18 protein-coding genes and 1 tRNA gene are annotated in these 17,328 nt (G+C 36.2%); 6 read left to right on the top strand and 13 right to left on the bottom strand.

All coding sequences use genetic code 11. The features are described from left to right. The first annotated feature begins 22 nt into the window (after positions 1-22). Positions 23-424: a hypothetical protein gene (locus tag ACFYKX_RS01095; RefSeq protein ID WP_389357224.1), complete on the top strand. Its 402-nt coding sequence runs from the start codon at positions 23-25 to the stop codon at positions 422-424. Between the two features lie 110 nt (positions 425-534). Here ACFYKX_RS01095 and ACFYKX_RS01090 read toward each other — a convergent pair whose 3' ends face one another. From ACFYKX_RS01090 to ACFYKX_RS01060, 7 genes are all read right to left on the bottom strand, one after another. Beyond that, positions 535-930: a GNAT family N-acetyltransferase gene (locus tag ACFYKX_RS01090; protein WP_389357222.1), complete on the bottom strand. Its 396-nt coding sequence runs from the start codon at positions 928-930 to the stop codon at positions 535-537. Between the two features lie 137 nt (positions 931-1,067). Next, positions 1,068-1,436, bottom strand: coding sequence for a hypothetical protein (locus ACFYKX_RS01085; protein WP_389357220.1), 369 nt, complete (start codon positions 1,434-1,436; stop codon positions 1,068-1,070). Between the two features lie 137 nt (positions 1,437-1,573). Continuing rightward, entirely contained in the window at positions 1,574-2,521 is a 948-nt protein-coding gene (locus tag ACFYKX_RS01080) for an aldo/keto reductase family protein (RefSeq protein WP_389357218.1), read from the bottom strand. Between the two features lie 32 nt (positions 2,522-2,553). Further along, the gene (locus ACFYKX_RS01075) at positions 2,554-3,486 is read right to left on the bottom strand and encodes an aldo/keto reductase (RefSeq protein ID WP_389357216.1); all 933 of its coding nucleotides are present in this window, start codon (positions 3,484-3,486) and stop codon (positions 2,554-2,556) included. A 174-nt stretch (positions 3,487-3,660) separates the two neighbouring features. Further along, the gene (locus tag ACFYKX_RS01070) at positions 3,661-3,912 is read right to left on the bottom strand and encodes a hypothetical protein (RefSeq protein ID WP_389357214.1); all 252 of its coding nucleotides are present in this window, start codon (positions 3,910-3,912) and stop codon (positions 3,661-3,663) included. A 127-nt stretch (positions 3,913-4,039) separates the two neighbouring features. Next, the gene (locus ACFYKX_RS01065; protein ID WP_389357212.1) at positions 4,040-4,270 is read right to left on the bottom strand and encodes a hypothetical protein; all 231 of its coding nucleotides are present in this window, start codon (positions 4,268-4,270) and stop codon (positions 4,040-4,042) included. Between the two features lie 1,209 nt (positions 4,271-5,479). After that, the gene (locus tag ACFYKX_RS01060; RefSeq protein WP_389357210.1) at positions 5,480-6,964 is read right to left on the bottom strand and encodes a M28 family peptidase; all 1,485 of its coding nucleotides are present in this window, start codon (positions 6,962-6,964) and stop codon (positions 5,480-5,482) included. A gap of 543 nt (positions 6,965-7,507) precedes the next feature. Between ACFYKX_RS01060 and ACFYKX_RS01055 the strand changes: the two genes are divergently transcribed. After that, positions 7,508-8,257, top strand: a complete 750-nt coding sequence (locus tag ACFYKX_RS01055; RefSeq protein ID WP_389357208.1) for a CAP domain-containing protein — start codon at positions 7,508-7,510, stop codon at positions 8,255-8,257. 151 nt (positions 8,258-8,408) lie between these two features. Here the strand turns inward: ACFYKX_RS01055 and ACFYKX_RS01050 are convergent, their stop codons facing one another. Then, positions 8,409-9,338 (bottom strand): 3-hydroxyacyl-CoA dehydrogenase family protein, encoded by a 930-nt coding sequence (locus tag ACFYKX_RS01050; RefSeq protein ID WP_389357206.1) that lies wholly within the window; start codon positions 9,336-9,338, stop codon positions 8,409-8,411. Positions 9,339-9,601: 263 nt separating this feature from the next. On the opposite strand from ACFYKX_RS01050, the gene ACFYKX_RS01045 reads away from it, so the two are divergent. Further along, the gene (locus tag ACFYKX_RS01045) at positions 9,602-10,498 is read left to right on the top strand and encodes a carbohydrate kinase family protein (RefSeq protein WP_389357204.1); all 897 of its coding nucleotides are present in this window, start codon (positions 9,602-9,604) and stop codon (positions 10,496-10,498) included. A 208-nt stretch (positions 10,499-10,706) separates the two neighbouring features. Continuing rightward, on the top strand, positions 10,707-11,963 hold the full coding sequence (locus ACFYKX_RS01040; RefSeq protein ID WP_389357202.1) for an ATP-binding protein: 1,257 nt from the start codon (positions 10,707-10,709) through the stop codon (positions 11,961-11,963). A 353-nt stretch (positions 11,964-12,316) separates the two neighbouring features. Here ACFYKX_RS01040 and ACFYKX_RS01035 read toward each other — a convergent pair. After that, positions 12,317-12,413 (bottom strand) — tRNA-Sec (locus ACFYKX_RS01035). A gap of 199 nt (positions 12,414-12,612) precedes the next feature. Between ACFYKX_RS01035 and ACFYKX_RS01030 the strand changes: the two genes are divergently transcribed. Next, complete coding sequence (locus tag ACFYKX_RS01030) at positions 12,613-13,050, top strand: DUF2621 domain-containing protein (RefSeq protein ID WP_389357200.1); 438 nt, start codon at positions 12,613-12,615, stop codon at positions 13,048-13,050. A gap of 77 nt (positions 13,051-13,127) precedes the next feature. Here the strand turns inward: ACFYKX_RS01030 and ACFYKX_RS01025 are convergent, their stop codons facing one another. From ACFYKX_RS01025 to ACFYKX_RS01015, 3 genes are all read right to left on the bottom strand, one after another. Continuing rightward, positions 13,128-13,604, bottom strand: a complete 477-nt coding sequence (locus tag ACFYKX_RS01025; RefSeq protein ID WP_389357198.1) for a CcdC family protein — start codon at positions 13,602-13,604, stop codon at positions 13,128-13,130. Between the two features lie 179 nt (positions 13,605-13,783). Further along, positions 13,784-14,143, bottom strand: a complete 360-nt coding sequence (locus tag ACFYKX_RS01020) for a response regulator (RefSeq protein WP_389357196.1) — start codon at positions 14,141-14,143, stop codon at positions 13,784-13,786. A 157-nt stretch (positions 14,144-14,300) separates the two neighbouring features. Continuing rightward, entirely contained in the window at positions 14,301-15,008 is a 708-nt protein-coding gene (locus ACFYKX_RS01015; RefSeq protein WP_389357194.1) for a cytochrome c biogenesis CcdA family protein, read from the bottom strand. Between the two features lie 305 nt (positions 15,009-15,313). Between ACFYKX_RS01015 and ACFYKX_RS01010 the strand changes: the two genes are divergently transcribed. Further along, on the top strand, positions 15,314-15,484 hold the full coding sequence (locus ACFYKX_RS01010; protein WP_389357192.1) for a Spo0E family sporulation regulatory protein-aspartic acid phosphatase: 171 nt from the start codon (positions 15,314-15,316) through the stop codon (positions 15,482-15,484). 52 nt (positions 15,485-15,536) lie between these two features. Here the strand turns inward: ACFYKX_RS01010 and ACFYKX_RS01005 are convergent, their stop codons facing one another. After that, positions 15,537-17,327, bottom strand: coding sequence for an ABC transporter ATP-binding protein (locus tag ACFYKX_RS01005; RefSeq protein WP_389357190.1), 1,791 nt, complete (start codon positions 17,325-17,327; stop codon positions 15,537-15,539). Between the last annotated feature and the right edge of the window lies 1 nt (position 17,328).

The following is a 17,328-nucleotide window of genomic DNA, read 5'->3' as shown; positions in this document are numbered from 1 at the left end:
GAAGATTGGAGGAACAAGAAACATGCAATTTGAAAACAGTAAAAGAAAGTGGACCCAACAATCTGATAAAAAAGAGCACATTAATAGACTAAAACAACAGATTGGAGCATTTGTATGGATTCAGGCACTTGCCCTAGTTGCTGAAACAAGGGCAGTGACTGAATTGTATGATTTAGAGGACAAAGATCCGGGCAATGAAGAGATCTTAACCGGAGTATGGATCCAGGCAATCGGGCAATTAATTGAGGCAATAGGGGTCTCAAAACAACTTTTAGCCAATGATAATCCATCATTATTTGCTGGACAAAGAACCTCGATTACGGGGGATTGGATTCAATCCATAGGCGCATCTGTCGAAGCAGTTGGAGGAGAAAAATCTCTTAAAGATGCCATTCGTAAAGGTCAGAATGGATTAATCCCGTAATCTGTAGAGAGTTAAGAAATAAATTAGGAAGCTTTTCCTAGTTTATTTTTGTTTTTAATAGACCCTGTACATTTTAGACACGAACACTGTATAAGCACCCCTATTCTATGTTATTTTAAACGCAATAAAACAGAAGTATATTTTCGCGAGTGCTTTCGATTTATTTTAAATCCATGCTTTAAAAAACAGTGAATGCTTTCTTTCGTGCAAAGTGCTGTAATAACCTTTATTTTTTGATTCTCTTTTACATAATTTAATCGTTCTTCAAAGAGTTTATTGTAGATACCTTTTCTTCTATAATCTTGTAGAACAAATCCTCTCTTGAATATGGCTTTTCGTTGCCTTTCCCGAACTATACAAGAAACTAAACCAACTACTTCCCCATTAACTTTGGCAGTAAACCAAACGGTACCATCTGTCTCCCTAATTCTCAAACCTTCTTTATAAGCAGGTCCAATTAATGGTTTAATCTCATCAAACTTACTCTTTTGAATCGTTACTTCCATACAAAAACCCCCTTCTTACAAGTTGTCCTTTACTACTTTTGTATGTTAAAAGAGGAGTGTATGTAACGGCTTTTATCTACTAGATAAAAAATAAGCTGCTAGAAAAGCAGCTTAATAATAGATAGATTGATTACTATTTACGCATTAGATAGGTTGCTATCTAGATTAAAAGTTGATATTACGGATTTTATAATATCTACCCTCGGGGAAAAGAGAAATAAATCATGATAATTACTTTGAATGTATTCATCAATAACATTAATTTTGTCAATGATTCTTCCCATTAATAAGTAGCTTACTTTTTCATCCCATACAAACCTGTTCACCCTTTTAAGCTCATCCGCTAATATCTGAAACTTAAATTCTTCTATTAAATGCCTAAGTCTATAAAGCTTATCCTGGTTTTCAACGATTGTAGATTTTTTTGCATAGCTATCATTTACGAGCTGAATTAAGCAATGTAAGTTGTCAGCAACCATATTTGCTTTCTCCATTTTGAAATGCATAGATCTCACCTACCCCTATATACCATATATAGATACAAGTAAGTAAAGTCATGACATAAAAAGTAATAAAAGCTGTAGACTCTTATAAAAAGTTTACAGCTTTTATTCTCTACCCTTTTAGGAAAAACCCCAATAACCTAAGCGGACAAAACCTCTTCAATTTGTTGTAGAGTTTCGGCACTTAAACTTACGCCACTTGCTTTCATATTTTCTTCTAACTGTTGAGGTCGACTTGCTCCAACGAGGGCACTTGCTACATTTGGCTGTCTTAAAATCCAAGCAATGGCCAGTTGAGATAGTGACAGATTTTCATTTTCTGCAATCCCTTTAAGTCTTTCTACTTTTTCCAGGTTCTGATCGTTAAGGACGCCAAACAGGTTACCTAAATTTTCTTGAGAAGCGCGGCTCCCTACTGGAATTTCTTCTCCTTTTTTATACTTTCCTGTAAGTACCCCCTGAGCTAATGGAGAGAAAACAACTTGACCTATTCCATGCTTCTCGCTAACTGGTATGATTTCTTTTTCGATATAACGGTGAAGCATACTATAGTTTGGCTGATTAACGACAATACGGTCAAGGAGCTTCTTATCAGCAAGGTGAACGGCTTCGGTCATTTGTTCTGCTGTCCATTCACTTACCCCAACATAAAGTACCTTCCCTTGTCTTACTAGATCATCTAAAGCCCTTAAAGTCTCTTCTAGAGGAGTTTCTTCATGATAACGGTGACAATAATAAATATCAATATAATCTGTACCAAGTCTTTTTAGACTAGCATGGCATTGCTCCATGATATGTTTACGAGAAAGTCCTGAATCATTCGGACCCTCACCCATTTTCCCAAAAACTTTTGTTGCCAATACATAAGAGCTCCTATCATATTTACTTAGCGCTTCACCAACAACCTTCTCCGCTTCCCCTCGTTTATATACATTCGCTGTGTCAAAGAAGTTTATACCCAGCTCAAATGCTTTATCAATCGAAGAAATCGCATTCTGCTCTTCAACGTAACCACCATACGTTAACCAACTACCGAGACTAATTTCACTCACTTTAAGACCGGTGCTTCCTAAACGGCGATATTCCATATTTTTTAATCTCCTTTTTTTAAAATTTAACTTTAATGTTGAAAAATAGCATCAATTTTATTAACTTCTGCATCTGTTAATTGAACTTCTCCTGATTGAATGTTGCTAAGGATTTGCTCCGGTGACTTAGCACCAGGAATAATCGCATCAATTGAATCACGCGTCAAATACCAAGCTAGAACTAACTGTCCAACTTCAACATTCTTTTTAGCTGCTAACTCTCGTAATTGGTCTACTTTTTCTATGTTCTTAAAATAGGTTTCCTCTTTAAATAATGGATGTTTTTTCTGCTTTTCTGTTAATGGTGTCTCTTTTGTATATTTTCCTGTTAATAATCCCTTTGCGAGAGGAAAATAAGGAACAAAAGAAATGTTATGGTCAATTGTATATGGAAATATCTCCGTTTCTAAATCCCGATTAAATAAATTGTAGTGAGCCTGAAGGACATCAATGTAACCATCCTGATTGGCTTCTTTTAATTGTTCTAATGAAAAATTGGAAACACCAATGGCTCTTATCTTGCCTTCGTCTTTCAGTTTTTTCAAGGCACCAACAGCTTCATTTTTGGGTGTTTTATCATCAGGAAAATGTATATAGAATAAATCAATATAATCTGTTTGTAGTCTCTTTAACGACTCTTCCACGCTTTTAACTAAAAATGAAGGCGAATTATTATGAACAACGTCACCATTAATAAAGGTGTAGGATGCCTTAGAAGCAATGACAAAATCTTCGCGATTCCCATGTTCTTTCATGACCTCTCCAATTAATTCTTCCGAACGACCAAGGCCATAAAAATAAGCTGTATCGATAAAATTAAGCCCGTTATTCACAGCGGTATGGACAATTTTCTTGGACACCGCTTCATCAATATGTTCATAAATATTATGCCCCCCAATCGCGTTAGCTCCAAGACCAATAGGATTAACAAGTAAATCAGTTCTTCCAATACGGATTTTTTTCATAAGTCTATTCCCTCCAATAGTGAAGATCTTTAATCATTGATTTTAGTACACGCAAAAGCAAAAGGATCTTTACCCATACCCATCATCATTATCTCCTTTACTAGATAATTAGATGAGTAGGAATAAAAATCCTTCTAGTTACGAAATATTTAAGCAGAATATCCTGAATATCATTCATTCCAGTACTAAAAAGTATTGAACTTTACCTGGTGACAATGGCGAAATAGATTTCAATTGGTACCCTATACTTAGAAGTTGTGCTAGGGTCTCCGCGCAATTTCGTCTAGGTGGTTCAATGGGAGCGTGAAAGCTTTTATATAGATTCAAATACTGATTATTTTCAGTACAGTGAATCAAGACAACATGTTTCCCACTCCACGCCTGCCCAATTACCGGCTGCATTTGCGTCTCTCTAACTCTTCTCATATTCATACACCCTTACCCGTTTTATTAACTAGTTTATGTAGGAAAGGTTGTCTTTGGTTAATAGGTGTATGGTTTTGAAAACATTTGTAGTCGGATAGATCGTAAATTCCTTTCAATAAAGTAATGCTTAACTAATTAAGGCCTTTAGATATAAGTCCCCATGTTCCTTCTTAATCCTAGTATCTTCATCTACAAGACCTTTTTTTAAAAGTTCTCTCTTGACCTCCTCCAGTACTAACTCTTTTACAAACGCCGATCTACAAGGTTCTAGTTGACTTGCTAGATCCCAAATCCAATTCTCTAAGTGTATACTTTTGCTTTGTTTTTTCATTTCTTGGTTAAGTATTCTTCTGCTCAACTTTGAGGCCCTCCTTCAAACACACTTTATAGACTAATCAGTCTATATTATAAGGTGATAATTATAATTTATCAAACAAAAACTCTTTATTTTAAACTTTGATAAACAAAATATCATAATTAGAAAATAAACCAGTAAGTTTATTTTGAAAGTCCTTTAACTTCCTCTGTTAAAGTTAATTAGAAACACTAAGTTAATAATAGAAATTTAAGCCATTTAAACAGGTCTAGTAGTAGTTATGGAATGATTCTTCTAATAACCGTTGGAAAATATTGTTTAAACCATACCAATCATGTATACTTAATTGCTCGCCTTCTGACTCTCTATTGCTATTTTCTCCTTCTCCTGTCAGAAGTTAGATCACCTTCTGACTGTCTACTGCTATTTTTAGCTTCTCCTGTTAGAAGTTGGTTCATCTTCTGACTCTCTATTGCTATTTTCTCCTTCTCCTGTCAGAAGTTAGTTCACCTTCTGACTGTATATTGCTTTTTTCTCCTTCTCCTGTCAGAAGTTAGTTCACCTTCTGACTGTAACTCGCTTTTTTCTCCTTTTTCTGTCAGAATCTGGTTTGTCTTCTGACTGTCTATTGCTATTTTCTCCTTCTCCTGTCAGAAGTTAGTTCACCTTCTGACTGTATATTGCTTTTTTCTCCTTCTCCTGTCATAAGTTGGTTCACCTTCTGACTGTACTTCACTTTTTTCTCCTTCTCCTGTCAGAAGCTGGTTTGTCTTCTGACTGTCTATTGCTATTTTCTCCTTCTCCTGTCAGAAGTTGGTTTGTCTTCTGACTGTCTATCGCTATTTTCTCCTTCTCCTATCAGAAGTTAGATCACCTTCTGACTGTACTTCACTTTTTTCTCCTTCTCCTGTCATAAGTTGATCCGTCTTCTGAACGTTTATTGCATTTTTCAGCTTCTACTGTCAGAGTTGGTTTGACCATCTGAACGTACTCCTCTTCCCCTCAATTCTTCTATCTGAAGCTACCTTTTAACTTTCAAATAGCAGTTTTCCGGAAAAGAGCCAAAAGAAAAAACACCCACAGACTGTGCACTGGATGCATATGTGGATGTTTTTGAGTTATTAGTTCGTTGTTATTCTGAAAATCCTCAACCAAACTCAATTTGAAGTGTAGTAAGCACTTTGATTAATAAGAGTTATAAGATTAAAGTTTTCCACCACCAATATTCGTCGAACTAACCAGACTAAATTATTATAAAGCTCGATTTTCATATTCATATTCAACCAAAGCAGGTACAGCTTTGTCTTCGGCAATGGCAGGTGTCTCTGGGCTAGCAATTGTGAGTACGGCTGAACCAATGATTTCTGCCACCTGTTGCAGCTTTTCTTTACTTATTTTATCGATTGTATCAGTCGGTTGATGGTAATCGGGCTCTAATGGAGCATGAATAAATAAAGCAGCTGGGATTCCTACATCGTGAAATGGTTGATGATCACTTCGACCTAATTCCCCGTATGGAATAGCCTCTGAAAAAATATTTTTAGAAGCGGCTGCACCTAAATCCGTTACAAGATTTTTACGCCCGTCTGGTGTAAACATGATTAAGCCCCCAGCAGGATTTTGCCCTCCAGCGGCTGCGGCACCTACCATATCCATTTGGAAGTGGGCAATGATCTTACTCTTCTCTTCTGACGGAAGATTGTTAACGTAGTATGTTGAACCAATTAGCCCTTTTTCCTCAGCACCAAATGTAATGAAGCGTAATTCAGTATCTATCGATTTTTGTGAAAAAATTCTAGCTAGCTCTAATACTGCTGATACGCCCGAAGCATCATCATTCGCACCTGGACCTCCAGGAACCGAGTCATGATGAGCACCAACTGTTACAATCTGACCTGTGTTATTGCTATTGTCTGGTTTCATTGTTGCTATTACGTTGTAGGAGGGAGTCGTTACTTTTTCAACCTCCACGTCCAAAGAGGCTATAACTGTACCTTTCTCTACCTGATCAACCAACTTCTGTCCTTGATCACGCGAAATCGTGATGATAGGGATGTCATTTCCGTCTTTTACCATCCCATTGAAGCTACCATTTGGCTGGTCGTTATACATAATAGCTCCAATAGCTCCTTTGTTCATTACATTACTAATCTTTTCATAATATGGTCGTGCACTATTCTCTATTAGAGCAATTTTTCCTTTTACTTCTTCTCCAACTTCACTAACTGTTGCTTTACCAACATGCACAAGCTCACCCTTAACTTTTCCACTAACATTACTTCCAAATAATGTTCGAATATCTCCTTCTAAAGGCTTATCATTAATAGTTATCGCTTTACGAATTTCCTTATAATACTCAATTGGAAACTCCTGAATGGTTGTTTCGTATCCTAAACTCTTAAACTGGCTTTCTATGTAATCCACTGCTCGCTTTTCACCCTCGGTACCAGCAGCCCTAGGTTGTTCCGCTAAATAGGTCACCGTCTCATACATATTATCGGCATTAACCTCTTCGCTGATGTTAATAATTTCCTTAATTATATTTTCATGATTAACTTCCTTACTATTGTTGTCTTCATTTTCTCCAACTGTGTTATTGTCAGATCCAACTTCCTTATTAACACTCATATTTTTTTCTGACGTATTAGGTTGGTTGTCTGTGAAGAAATATAAAGAACCAATTACAATGAATATTCCTAAAACCAATATCCCATATAACGATTTACGGCGTAACATAAATATCCCCCTTATCTCTATTTCCTTAATTATCCATACCGCCGAATGTTTTGTAAATACTTTTCCAGTCCGTTAATAATTAGATTTAATTAGTGTGTTAGATGAATATCAGAATCTTAAAAATTGGAACTAGAGGCAATTGCTAAGAAAGGATTTCCGGAGACTAATTACAGGAATACAAATCTAATAACATTAACACTTAGAACCTTTGGTCAAAGCGTGTATCCAAGGCTTGAACTATACTAGAAAAGCCAGAGTCACATTTGTCATAAAATATTAACATCCGTTACATAACCTCCTCCGGCAAAAACCTGTCAATAGGAATATCCTAGTATTGTCTACCACTTCTACTAAAGAAAGCCAGATTACCGAATTCAGATAGAATTCATTAAAATCTAATATTTTTGAACAATTGATAGAGATGAAAATAGTAAAGAAGTTTTGATTTTTCACACACAGGAAAATCCTCCCTGAAATATTACAAAATTCACATGCTATGATGTGGTTGTATCAGAGGGAAAAAACATCTAGGAGGACTTGAATATGAAGAAAACTGTATTATCCTTAGTAGTTGCAGGAGCCCTATTGGTTACAGGACCATTAGCTAGTTCTGCTGAGAATTTAGATGGAGCAAAAAAAGTATATGAGGGCCGTTACGTTGTATCTGTTACCAACCATACGAATTGGAATGATTTCATTCAAAGCCTACTTAAAAAATACTATTCTCATAACTATCAAACTCAATTAAAAGAATTACCAGGGCAACCAACTGAGCAGACAGGAAAAGAAACAGAACAAGCACAACCGACAGAATCAAAGAATGAACAACCTGTTCAAGAAAGCCCAGTAGTTCCGCAACCAGCACAACAGCAGCCTGTTGAGCAAACGAATGAAACTAACAATCAGGCTACTTATTCATTAAGTCAGTTTGAGCAAGAAGTTGTGACTTTAACAAATAATGAACGTGCAAAATATGGTTTGCAGCCGCTAAAGGTTGATTTGAAATTAAGTGAAGTTGCCAGAGTTAAATCTTCCGATATGAAGAGTAATGGGTACTTCTCACATACAAGCCCAACTTACGGGTCACCATTTGATATGATGAAGCAATTCGCTGTTCAATATCGTTCTGCTGGTGAAAACATTGCGATGGGTCAGCGTTCACCACAGGAAGTTGTAACTGCTTGGATGAACAGTGAAGGTCACCGTAAGAACATTTTAAGTTCAAACTTTACCCATATTGGTGTCGGGCATGTTGAAGGGAATTACTGGACACAGATGTTTATTGGAAGATAAGTTAAGTGCACATTTAATAGAACTGACACTCAGTGGAGTTTCTCGTTGGGTGCTTTTCACCAATGAATTTTAAGCACATAAGAAAACGCCTGATTCCTTATAGAATAGGGATCAGGCGTTTCATCATATCTATGTGGATTCTTTTTATCCTCTATGACTTCAGCTTTAATAACTCCACAAATAAATCATCTCGTTTTTTTATTTTTTCTACTGCCTTCTCCCCATCATATGTATAAAATCCTTCTCCTGTTTTAACGCCAAGCTTCCCTTTTTCAACTAATGTTTGAAGCGCATGAGGAGTTTCTTTTACATCCGATAGCTTAGGAAGTAAATTGTTACAGATATAATCCATTGTATCTAGCCCTCCAAAGTCCATCGACTCTAGTGGTCCAATAAAAGCATAACGAAACCCTAAACTTTCTTTCATAGCTATATCAATGTCTTCAGCACTAGCTACATTGTTTTCAAAAAGCCATAATGCCTCTCGAATGACTGCAAACTGAAGTCGATTCGCAATGAATCCCGGCACTTCTTTTTGTAAAACTACTGGAGATTTTCCAACTTCAAACATAAGTTTCTCAATTGCATTCACTATTTGTTCATTGGTAACATCTACTTTTACTATCTCAACTAGCGGTACAAGTTGGGCTGGATTAAAAAAGTGCATGATGATGAAACGCTCCGGATACTTACTATGCTCATGGAGCAGAGTTAAAGGAAATGCCGATGTATTAGAAGCAATGATAACCTCACTCCCGACTAGTTCTTCTATTTTTTGATACATCTCCCATTTCATTTCAATGACTTCCGGAATTGCTTCAATAATTAATTCCGCCTGCTTCAAGGCTGTCGGTAATTCCGTGGTAAAATGAATTCTATTTAAGGATTGTTCTCCCTCTTCCTTTGTAAGCAACCCCTTTTCTATTAACATACTTATACTATTTTTAATGCTTTTCTTTGCTTTTTCTAGAGAGGATGGATACATATCATATAGTTGAACGTCTTTCTTCGCCTGTGCAAAAAGTTGGGCAATCCCATGACCCATAACCCCGGCTCCTAATACTGCAATATGTTGAAACATATAATCTCCCTGCCTTCGTATTTTTTCAGAAAACGCTATCATTCTTACTCTACTAGACTAGACCACTTAAAATCTAGTTTTTAAAGAATTTAATTTTCCCACCTCTTTACATTAAATCTTTAACTATTTTCTAAAAAAAATCGGTCTAACTCAAAAAAGTCCTTTTCTATTTTCAAATCATAAGAGTAGCTGTTAATATAAGAAAACAAATATGTATGTTTACAGTTTTAGATATAAGTTTGTTGTTAAGAAGGAGGTACATATTGAAAAAGCAAGGTGTTACATCCATTGGAGAAGTCATCGTTGATTTTATTGCAACGGATCCGTTCAATACGACCTATCAACAATTATTAGGCGGAGCTACTGTTAATGTTGCTGTTGGAATTAGGAGGTATAACATTCCTTCCTATTATTTATGCTGCTTAGGAAAGGATGAAACAAGTACGTTTGTTAGAGAAAAATTAATGAGTGAAGACGTGAATCTTTCCTTTTGTTCCCTTCACCCTAAAAAAAAGATTTGTTCAGTTTTTGTTCATTTAAATCCGGTTGGGGATCGTTATTTCCATTCTTACATAAATGAAACTCCGGATGAGTGGATTACTTATGAGGAACTACGCAAAGATCCGTTTATGAGTAGTAAAATCTTTTATTTTGGCTCAGGCACTTTATTTCACCCAACTGCTAGAAAAACAACTGAACTGGCTCTACATTATGCCCTGGAAGAGAAGATGTGGGTAGCTTTTGATACCAATATCCGGTTGAAACGATGGGAGAGTGAGGGTGTGTGTAGGGAAACGATCTTATCCTATATTAAAAAAGCGGATATCGTAAAGATGGCTGAAGATGAGTTGCTTTTTTTAACAGAGACGAAAACTCTTGAAAAAGGATTAGAACTGATCGCCAAAATGGACATTCCCTACCTTTTTATTACAAAAGGAAAGGATGGAGCATGTGCCGTTCATAAAAATATTATTGTTCAAGTACCTGGAATTCCCGTTAATACATTAGATACAACAGGTGCTGGAGATGCTTTTATGGCGGCCCTCCTTTCCTGTTTTCATGAAAAGGGAATCCCCAAAAACGAAGCTGGGCTAACAGACTATACTAATTTTGCAAATAAAGCAGCAGCCATTTCTACCACAAAATTTGGTTCTTTATAGGAAAGTTCGCTGATATCCATCCATGTCAGCGTTTTTTCTCTTGGAGGGTAAGAGTATATTTTTTGATTTTCTTCTGAGTAGGAATGGTAGCACATGTGTCTCTTTAAACATGTCCATCTGTATTTTTCTCTATCAACTTATCTTTCATATTGTTATAAAAAGGAATTTCTTCTAAAATAAAGGGACAAGCCTTTGGGAGGAACTACTAATGACAGAATTGGTCTATCACTTACTTATAAATCTTCTATTCATACTAATTTCTATTCTGCTCGTGAACTTAGTGGTCCTTAAGAATCGAAAGGCGTATTCCGCCAGATTACGAACACCCCTCCTTTTTGGAGTTGCGACAACAGGAATGGTGGGAAGTCTCATTTTATCGGTACCAGTTGAGGAAGGGTTTTACTATGACTTACGATTTGTGCCTTTCCTACTTGGTTGCATGTACTTGGGGAAACGTGGAATCTGGGGACTTGCTCTTGTGATGGTAATTATTCGACTTCCTCTTGGTGGGTATGGAATATGGGTAACGATGATTATTGTTTCCGTTTATGCTGTAGTCATGATGGGAATGTATCCAAGATTATTAAATAAATCGTTGTTCCAACGAGTCATGTACCTTACCTTTTTAGCATTTATCTATTCCTTATTACTTTTCATGATTCCGAAGCTGTTTTTTGGTTTTCATTCCTTAAAAGCGTTCTTGCTCTTTTCGCTTATTTTAACCTTTTCCACCTTTTTTGTGTGTTACTTGTGTGAGGTACTCCGCACATCGTACCTTCTTCAACTAGAGTCGTTTAAATACGAGAAAATGGAGACCGTAAGCCATCTTGCTGCAAGCATCAGTCATGAAGTGCGTAATCCACTCACCACAGTCAAAGGGTTTTTACAATTGATCCATGAGAACCCAAACATCCCGAGGGAAGCTAAATTGTACTCCCAACATGCCATTTCTGAAACGGACCGTGCAACAGCTATCATTAGTGATTACTTGACCTTTGCTCGGCCACATCCGGAAAAGATTGTACCTATTGATTTAAAAGAGACTATTCATCTCTGCAGAGAAGTGATGACTCCTCTTGCCAACAAACAAGGGGTTTCGATGGAAGTAAACCATTTTCACCATAACAGGATAAAGGGCGATCCTCATAAGTTCCAGCAAGCCCTTATCAACCTTTGTAAAAACGGCATTGAAGCCATGGGTACGGGAGGCACTCTTTCATTGATCACCCATGAAGAAAAAGAACAACTCCATGTGTACGTCATGGATACCGGAATAGGAATGACACCTGAACAAGTAGCACGACTTGGGGAGCCTTACTTCTCCCTAAAAGAAGAAAATGGAACAGGACTTGGCTTCATGGTGGTCTTCCGAATTGTCGAGGGAATGTTTGGAAAGGTTCATGTAGAAAGCGCACCTTCGAAGGGCACGAAAATCAAGATGTCTTTTCCCATTTATAAAGATTAATTACCTAAACACCTACTACAGGGTGTTTTTTTATACTAATCAATATTGATAACTATATTCAGATATACGAACAGATCGCCAATAACAAAACCACATAATATGTAAGAATGATCAATAATCTTCCTTTAGGATAGCTTTTTGGGGTAGAAGGTCTCACTTCCCTTCAGCAGGAATTATTTATTTCCGTCCTTCTTAAAGCCTAAACTTTATGTAGTCTACATGTTTATTCTTGCTATAGTTCAACTAACAAAATGAGCACTAAAAAAACCTCCTTAAAAATATAGCAAGGAGGTCGAACGAACTAGATATATGTAATGAATATTATACTAACGTTGATAATAACAATATTTTTTTGGCGGGACTGCCTGGGAATCGAACCCAGCTATCCTGGCACGCAGGACACAAGCGGTTTTGAAGACCGTGGAGGACACCAGTACCCCAATCAATCCCGTATGGACAACTTTTATTATACTGATAGAATAACATTTTTTCAACCAATACGTTTAATGTTCATAAATGGTACAAATATTAAATCTTTATTTTCCTTTTGTATCTATATAACTTGAACATTTCTCGTATAGCTTGTCTAAACAATACCATAAAGTCTATAATAGGACATGTAAATAAACGTTTTTGTAGGTGAAGTAACATGAAAAGTATGGCTCTTGAAGGTTGGTTTTCGTGGTTTATTGTGATATGGGTTTTTATTTTAGTAGGTTTGTTTTGGATTGGCGGATATTTTATGTTTCGGAAGTTTTTGAAAAGACTCCCTAAAGAAGATGGAAAATCAGTCTTAGACTGGGAAGAACACTATGTTAAAGAGACCATCCACTTATGGGGTGATCAAGAAAAAAAACTTCTAGAAGATTTAGTAAGCCCAGTTCCTGAACTTTTTAGAGATGTTGCCAAGCAAAAAATCGCAGGGAAAATTGGTGAACTCGCTTTAAATGAAAAGAGCAACCAAATTAATGAAGATTTAATTATTCGTGGATATATTTTAGCAACACCAAAACGAGATCACAAATTTTTAAGAAAAAAGTTATCGGAGAGACAAGTTGACATGACTCCGTATAAACACTTATTTTAACCATTCTTTCTGAAGAAAGAATGGTTTTTTATTAAAAAAAACGCCAGTCTATTCTTCGACTGACGTTACCTAAAATCTTAAACTGTTCTCGTATTAACCTGCTGCTCCAGCTTTCGAAAACTTCGATACATCGCAATTCTCCATGGAACGATCATACCGAAAGCTAGAATCCAGAACATTCCACTCAGCTGACCATAATCGATAGAGACGCTCAGCACCAGCTTGGCGGCTATTCTAATCACTAACAATCCAATTAAAATGAAAATAAACGCCCGAGATCTTTTTAAATAGATGTCATTTCCTTTTATTTCAAATTTAGAAGTTTTAATTAATAAAATTGAAAATATCATTCCGACTAATCCAGCTTCCAGTATTTCAAGCGGCGTTACTCGAAACATTGGATGTATAAACATTAGTGCTCCCGTGCTCATAAAAATTGGGGGCAGTATGATTTTTTTTGCTGAAACCGGCTTTTTTGCAGCTTTCATACGAATGAACATGGCAAGTATGGCCATGCAGATGGCTCCAATCGAAGAAGCGACAACCAGGTTCATATCATTCATCCTTTACCTAATTAGTTTAACACTATTATTATATCCTAAATAAACTACGAAGAAAAAGACTTTTAAAAAAAGGACTGCACGAATCTCTTTAATATTGAACGGTTAAGTCACAAGTTCCATTGCAATCTAAATTAAAAAAGCCATTTAAGTCATCCTTAAATGGCAGATAGTTAACTTAGTACTCTGTTGATTGCATCCAATACTCGACCTTCATCAAATGGCTTTACAATAAAGTCCTTTGCTCCAGCTTCAATTGCTTCTACGACCATCTTTTGTTGTCCCATTGCAGAGCACATAATGACTTTTGCGTTTGGAAAGTCTTTTTTTATTTCTTTCACAGCCTCAAGACCACTCATCTCAGGCATTGTGATATCCATAGTAACTAAATCTGGTGATAATTCCTTATACAGTTTAATGGCTTCTTTACCGTTCTCGCCTTCACCAACTACTTCATGGTTCGCCTTATTTAAAATGTTAGATAGAGTCATTCTCATAAATTTTGCGTCATCTACTATTAATATTCTAGCCATTGCTGTTTTCCCCCTCGACACTATCAACAGAAAAATCTATTTATATAATACTTTCTCTAAAAAGCAATAAAAAGACAAAAATCCTTTTGAGAAATACACAACCTATTACAATATACCTAATTATTTATGGAACTTCAATAAAAAGGATGAAAAATAATTAAAAACCTGTAAATCCACCGAAGACACCAGAGAACATGGCGATAATTCTTGTCATCCAGTCAAAGAAGAGGACAATCCCCATTACAATCATGATATAGCCACCGATTTTCATAATCTTTACATTATGCTTTTTAATCCATTGCATTTTGCCGATAAAGAACGACAAAATCAAAAACGGAATGGAAAAACCTAAAGAATACGCAATCATATAAAGCATTCCTGATCCTGGGTTTGAAGCGGCTAAAGCGATAACTGTCATTAAAATTGGACCCGTACAAGGCGTCCATCCTGCGGCAAAAGCCATCCCTATCAGAACCGACCCTATGTAACCTGACGGACGGTGCTTAAACTCTATTCGACGGTCCTTCATCATAAACTCTGGTTTAAAAACTCCTACCACAATCAAACCAAATAGAACAATAAAGATAGCACCTATTTGACGAATTAAATCTTGATACTCAATAAAAAATTCACCTATAAAGGACGTCCCAAATCCAATCGCTATAAATATAACCGAGAATCCTAATAGAAAAAAGATCGTATGCAATAAGCTACGTCTTTGTAACAATGCATTGTCCGTTTTAAGCTCCCCAACTGACATACCCGTGATATACGATAAGAAAGCAGGATACAACGGTAAACAACACGGTGAGATAAAACTTAAAAATCCTGCACCTAGAGCTAAGAATACATTCACATCTGTCATATGCACAACTCCTACTATAAATCATTCATCCTTCATTCTAACAAATCTCTATGAGAAAGGGTAATGAATAGACTGTGAACAATTTGTGTATTAGACTTTTTTTCAACATGGACACTGTTTTTATATATTATTCATATGATAACATTTATAAATCATGCTATGAAAATATTAAGTTCAATTTTACTAGATTTTCCCTTTGAATTAATTACCAAAGTTCGTTATACTATATAAGTAAATACATTTTTTTCTATAATTATTAACACTTTACATACTAGCGTAGAATTATTTTGAAAGGAATATCAGCCGTGTCCAAACAAGAACTTCTCACACTAATTGAAAAAAAGCGAGCTGAATTAATTGATGTTGCTATGCAGAATGGATTGAATTCTTCAACCGCTATACGGTACAGTCAAGAGCTCGATACTCTTTTAAACGAATATAACCGAATCTTTATTAAAAAAATCCAGACACAATAAAACCAGCTTGAACTGAAACTTTCAAGCTGGTTTTATTTTTTCAAGAATAATATTACCCTACGACATCTTCCAGTCTCTCTGTTGAACCATTTTGTAATAAATACATTTTGTGATACAGCCCTCTAAATGCTAATAACTCTTGATGAGTTCCTCTTTCTACAATTTCACCTTGATGTAGGACGAGAATCAAATTAGCATCTTGGATCGTTGATAATCTGTGAGCTATAGCAATAGTTGTTCTACCTTGCCTCATTTTAGCTAAGGCTAATTGAATCGCCTCTTCTGTTTCAGTGTCAATATTTGCAGTTGCTTCATCAAGAACCAAAATTTTCGGATTAGCCGCAATGGTTCTAGCAAAGGCAATCAACTGTCTTTGACCACTAGAAAAAGTTGAGCCTCTTTCTACTACTTTATGTTCATATTGGTCCTCTAGTTTTTCAATAAATGTATGTGCTTGAACGAAGCGAGCTGCTTCCTTAACGTCTTCATCACTTAAATCATTATTGTGAAGGCGAATGTTATCCTTAATAGATCCATAAAACAGGAATGGGTCCTGAAGCACAAGCCCCATTTTTGTTCTAATTTCATCGATTGGATAATCTTTTATTGATTTACCATCAATCTGTATATCTCCCCGGTTAAACTCATAGAAACGCATCATTAAGTTAATGATTGAACTTTTCCCACTTCCTGTATGACCAACTAACGCCACAGTCTCACCAGGTCTCGCTCTAAAAGAAATATTCTTTAATACATCTCTCTTCCCATCATATGAGAAGCTTACATTTTTAAATTCGATATCAGCGTCTTGAATAGTCTCTGCCAGATCAGTCTGAGAAGGTGAAAGCTCTTTTTCATCCAATAGTCTAAATACTCTCGAAGCTGCCACAATCGCTTGTTGATACAATGATAGACGCATCATCATGTTGTTAACTGGTTCAAAGAAACGATCTAGGTAATTTACAAAAGCGTAAAGGACTCCTATTTCAATTGGACTATTAAACGAAGTAATCCCAAAAAAACTCAGTACAACGATCAGGGCCGAAACATAGACAAGGTCGATTGCTGGCCTTAATAGTAAGCCATCTACTTTTATATTCTTCATCCCTGCTCGGTAATGCTTTTCGTTAATATCTCCGAATTCTTTTCTTAACCTTTTTTCTTGACGAAACACTTGAATGATTCCCATGCCTTGTAGGGACTCACTTAGCTTTGCATTCAGTTCACTGAGGCGCTCCCTCATGTCCTGATAAAATCGAGAGCTAAGCTTTCTATACGTTTTAATAATCAAAAATAGCACTGGCAGGATGAACAAGCAAAATATAGCTAATTTTACATTTAGAATAAACATCGCTACAAAGATTCCAAACATTAAAAAGCCGCTTTGAATAAAAGTAACAAGGACGGTTACAAACATATCTTTTATGGCTTCCGTATCATTCGTCACCCTCGAAACAATGCTCCCTGCAGGAGTCTTATCAAAATACTTCAGCCCTAATGATTGAACCTTTGAAAAAACATCAATCCGTATTTCTTGAATAATTTTCAAGGCAATTTCTTGGAACTTTAACAACTGAAAATAGGAGATAAGCACATTCATGATCTGGATACCGATGTAAGCAGCAGCTAGAGTAAAAAGTGGCTCAAACTTTAAATTTCTTGGTGTTAGATGATCATCAATAAAAATTTTGACTAGGATCGGGCCAAGAATATCTCCAATCGTGGTTAGTATCAACAAGGTAAAAGCTAGGATAATTGTTTTCGAATGTGGTTTCGCATAGGTTAATAAGCGGAATAAAACCTTTCGCTGCCCTTTACCACTGTTATAAGTTTCATTTTCCATC

Origin of the sequence: Cytobacillus spartinae (genome assembly GCF_042865285.1) — a bacterium.
In the GTDB taxonomy this organism is placed as follows: Bacteria; Bacillota; Bacilli; order Bacillales; family Cytobacillaceae; genus Robertmurraya_A; species Robertmurraya_A spartinae.
Note: the sequence above shows the minus strand (reverse complement) of the source record. Positions and strands in the feature narration are given on the sequence as shown.

Bases quoted from the DNA above. Each gene is read 5' to 3' on its own strand.
- ACFYKX_RS01095 (WP_389357224.1), top strand. From the start codon at position 23: ATGCAATTTGAAAACAGTAAAAGAAAGTGGACCCAACAATCTGATAAA.
- ACFYKX_RS01090 (WP_389357222.1), bottom strand. From the start codon at position 930: ATGGAAGTAACGATTCAAAAGAGTAAGTTTGATGAGATTAAACCATTA.
- ACFYKX_RS01085 (WP_389357220.1), bottom strand. From the start codon at position 1,436: ATGCATTTCAAAATGGAGAAAGCAAATATGGTTGCTGACAACTTACAT.
- ACFYKX_RS01080 (WP_389357218.1), bottom strand. From the start codon at position 2,521: ATGGAATATCGCCGTTTAGGAAGCACCGGTCTTAAAGTGAGTGAAATT.
- ACFYKX_RS01075 (WP_389357216.1), bottom strand. From the start codon at position 3,486: ATGAAAAAAATCCGTATTGGAAGAACTGATTTACTTGTTAATCCTATT.
- ACFYKX_RS01070 (WP_389357214.1), bottom strand. From the start codon at position 3,912: ATGAGAAGAGTTAGAGAGACGCAAATGCAGCCGGTAATTGGGCAGGCG.
- ACFYKX_RS01060 (WP_389357210.1), bottom strand. From the start codon at position 6,964: ATGTTACGCCGTAAATCGTTATATGGGATATTGGTTTTAGGAATATTC.
- ACFYKX_RS01055 (WP_389357208.1), top strand. From the start codon at position 7,508: ATGAAGAAAACTGTATTATCCTTAGTAGTTGCAGGAGCCCTATTGGTT.
- ACFYKX_RS01050 (WP_389357206.1), bottom strand. From the start codon at position 9,338: ATGTTTCAACATATTGCAGTATTAGGAGCCGGGGTTATGGGTCATGGG.
- ACFYKX_RS01040 (WP_389357202.1), top strand. From the start codon at position 10,707: ATGACAGAATTGGTCTATCACTTACTTATAAATCTTCTATTCATACTA.
- ACFYKX_RS01030 (WP_389357200.1), top strand. From the start codon at position 12,613: ATGAAAAGTATGGCTCTTGAAGGTTGGTTTTCGTGGTTTATTGTGATA.
- ACFYKX_RS01025 (WP_389357198.1), bottom strand. From the start codon at position 13,604: ATGAACCTGGTTGTCGCTTCTTCGATTGGAGCCATCTGCATGGCCATA.
- ACFYKX_RS01020 (WP_389357196.1), bottom strand. From the start codon at position 14,143: ATGGCTAGAATATTAATAGTAGATGACGCAAAATTTATGAGAATGACT.
- ACFYKX_RS01015 (WP_389357194.1), bottom strand. From the start codon at position 15,008: ATGACAGATGTGAATGTATTCTTAGCTCTAGGTGCAGGATTTTTAAGT.
- ACFYKX_RS01005 (WP_389357190.1), bottom strand. From the start codon at position 17,327: ATGGAAAATGAAACTTATAACAGTGGTAAAGGGCAGCGAAAGGTTTTA.